The 506-nt window shown below is 43.7% G+C and carries 1 protein-coding gene; it reads right to left on the bottom strand.

Features of this window, described 5'->3' with window-relative positions; translation table 11 throughout:
- Positions 1-37: 37 nt before the first annotated feature.
- A partial coding sequence (locus tag ACS8YF_RS20210) for a TOBE domain-containing protein (protein WP_440851835.1) occupies positions 38-506 on the bottom strand: 469 nt, incomplete at its 5' end.

Below are 506 nucleotides of genomic sequence, written 5' to 3'. Positions count from 1 at the left end.
CCTTGTATTATCCTGGGGGAATGCCTTCCCCCTGTATTTAGCGAATTGCTATTTCCGTTTCTGCATCAAAGAAATGACATTTCGTCATATCAAAATGAATAGTGATATTTTCTCCTGCATGATAATCATTTAACGCACCAGCACGGACCACTAACTCGTGCCCCCCAACCGTGGTGTAGAGCATAAATTCCGCACCGGTTAATTCTGCCACGCTAATTTTGGCGGAAATGTTATTTTCCTCTTGCGCGTCCGGATGAATATCTTCCGGTCGTATTCCCATCACGATGGGCTTATGCAAACTTTCCTGTGTTTTCAGAACCGCTAATTTCTCTTCGGGAATGGTTAATTTAAGCGTTTCCGTAACGAATTTATCGCCATCGATCGTGCCGCGAATAAAATTCATCGCTGGTGATCCAATAAATCCGGAAACAAACATATTCGCGGGTTGGTTATAAACGGTTTTCGGCGCACCTACTTGCTGAACAATCCCGTCTTTCATAATCACA

This window comes from Salinisphaera sp. SWV1 (assembly GCF_052044155.1).
GTDB lineage: Bacteria > Pseudomonadota > Gammaproteobacteria > Nevskiales > Salinisphaeraceae > Salinisphaera.
The sequence above is the reverse complement of the archived record's forward strand: the minus strand, read 5'-3'. Positions and strand labels throughout refer to the sequence as shown.